Origin of the sequence: Komagataeibacter europaeus LMG 18890 (assembly GCF_000285295.1) — a bacterium.
In the GTDB taxonomy this organism is placed as follows: domain Bacteria; phylum Pseudomonadota; class Alphaproteobacteria; order Acetobacterales; family Acetobacteraceae; genus Komagataeibacter; species Komagataeibacter europaeus.
This window is the reverse complement of the sequence record NZ_CADP01000261.1, coordinates 1-1,781: the sequence shown is the minus strand read 5'-3', so window position 1 is coordinate 1,781 and position 1,781 is coordinate 1. Positions and strand designations below refer to the sequence as shown.

Annotated in this window: 4 protein-coding genes; 1 reads left to right on the top strand and 3 read right to left on the bottom strand. The window is 63.0% G+C overall.

What is annotated here, in order from left to right; genetic code table 11:
* The coding region (locus GEU01_RS21450; RefSeq protein WP_019086618.1) for a recombinase family protein at positions 1-356 on the top strand (356 nt) is incomplete at its 5' end.
* Between the two features lie 281 nt (positions 357-637).
* Here the strand turns inward: GEU01_RS21450 and GEU01_RS21445 are convergent.
* The 3 genes from GEU01_RS21445 to GEU01_RS21435 all read right to left on the bottom strand — a co-directional run.
* Positions 638-892, bottom strand: a complete 255-nt coding sequence (locus tag GEU01_RS21445; RefSeq protein ID WP_010517099.1) for a ribbon-helix-helix domain-containing protein — start codon at positions 890-892, stop codon at positions 638-640.
* A gap of 45 nt (positions 893-937) precedes the next feature.
* Positions 938-1,573 (bottom strand): tyrosine-type recombinase/integrase, encoded by a 636-nt coding sequence (locus GEU01_RS21440; protein WP_019087633.1) that lies wholly within the window; start codon positions 1,571-1,573, stop codon positions 938-940.
* Positions 1,570-1,781 (bottom strand): WGR domain-containing protein (locus tag GEU01_RS21435; protein WP_019087632.1); only part of this gene is annotated, 212 nt, incomplete at its 5' end. The genes GEU01_RS21435 and GEU01_RS21440, both read right to left, overlap by 4 nt.

The window sequence follows — 1,781 nt, the reverse complement described above, 5'->3', positions numbered from 1 at the left end:
TTATTGGCGACAGCCTGGCATCCCGTGGCGTGAAGCTTCAACTTGGGAACAGTATTCACGATCCGTCTGATCCAATGGGCAAGTTGTTCTTCAACATCCTTGCGACTTTCGCGGAGTTTGAAGCCGATCTGATCCGGATGCGTACTCGTGAAGGGATGGCCGTTGCACGCGACAAAGGTAAACTACGCGGAAAGAAACCCAAGCTTTCTGAACGTCAGCAAAAAGAGCTTCGCCGGATGTATGATACCGGCGATTACTCCATCAGCGATCTTTCAGAACTGTTTTCTATTTCTCGGCCAACTGTCTATCGAACTCTCAGCAGAACAGCCTCAACGTTCTTGTTGGGTTCACTCTAAGCGTACGTAAAGTACACTTTCGTGTTGTGACCCCTAATAATGTTCTGGCTGATCCGCAATGAGAGCTGTCAAGTCCCGACCTTCATTGATCAGAGGGCAGGCGGCAGATGAGCGAGGATCTTGAGATACCGGGTCACGTGCCGCAGTTCGTCTAGCTGCTCGGTCGAAGTCAGTAACTCGCATTGTCCTGCCTGCCATAGCCCGAGCAGATACGCTGGCAGGGATTTTTCAAAAAGCAGGGCACTGATGAGAAGATTGGTCTTGGTGGCCAGACGCACGCTTTAGCTGGACTTGTCTGTTGCCAGCGTGGCGGTCACGGCCTCACCGATCAGGTCCTCCAGCGCGTCCGGCTCCATATCTGCGAACCCACTCCGGGCTTCCGCCATCGTCCTGTCGAACACACGCCAGCGCACTGCCTCCTCGATGAAGCGCGACAGGTCGCCTTTCTTCATGCCATGCTGCGCCAGGAAACCACGTACGGCGATATCGGTTTCGCGGGAGACCGAAACCGTCCAGCGGACCATATCAGTCGACATGTCGGTGCTTATACGCTTGTTGTGATTTCCCTTTCGCAAAATGCATTACCCCCACATTTTCCGTGCGATATCCTGCTCCTCGGCGCCGACGGCATCGGCGTAGATGGCGGTGGTGGAGAGCTGGGCGTGACCGAGCCATTTCTGCACCATGTTGAGGGGGATGCCGCTGGAGACGGCGGCGACGCCGAAGGCATGGCGCAGGCCCTTGGGGGACGCGGCCGGCCCGGACAGGCCGGCGGCGGCCATGACCGCGTGCACGGCCCGCCAGCCGGTCATGCGGGACCAGGGCCACAGCCGAACGGCCGATCCACGCCCTCGCCGACGCTGCGCCTCGCGGATGCCATGCACCAGGTCCAGGGCCTCGAGCAGGGAGGGGGGCACCGGCACGGCGCGATAGATCCCGTCCTGGCGCTTCTTGAGCGTGGAGAACACCAGCACGCCGCCGGCGAGATCCACCCGGTCCGCCGTCAGGGCGAGGGCCTCGGACAGGCGGCAGCCCGACCAGGCCAGGGTCATGCACAGCGTGCGGGCCTCGCGCGGCGCCTGCTCGGCCGCGCGCAGGAACCGCGCCCGCTCGGCAACCGTGAGGTATTTGCGGCTCCCGTCGCGGTCGAACAGCTGCATCCCGCCGGGGGCGCCGGCCGGGGTCACCCGCTGTCCCGGTTTTGGGGGACCGCTCATCCGGCCGTCCTGTCGCGGTAACCCCGCCGGCGTTTGGCCCGGAGCTGGCGGGCGAGGGCGTCGCGCGCCTGCCCGGCATCATGATGCAGTTCGCAGACCTGCCGGCCGGCCGTCCCGATCCGCCCCCACTGCCGCACCAGGGCGGTGCCGCCAAACAGGTCGGGCTGCAGCGACAGATGGTAGAAGCGCCAGCAGTTGGCGGCCGGGT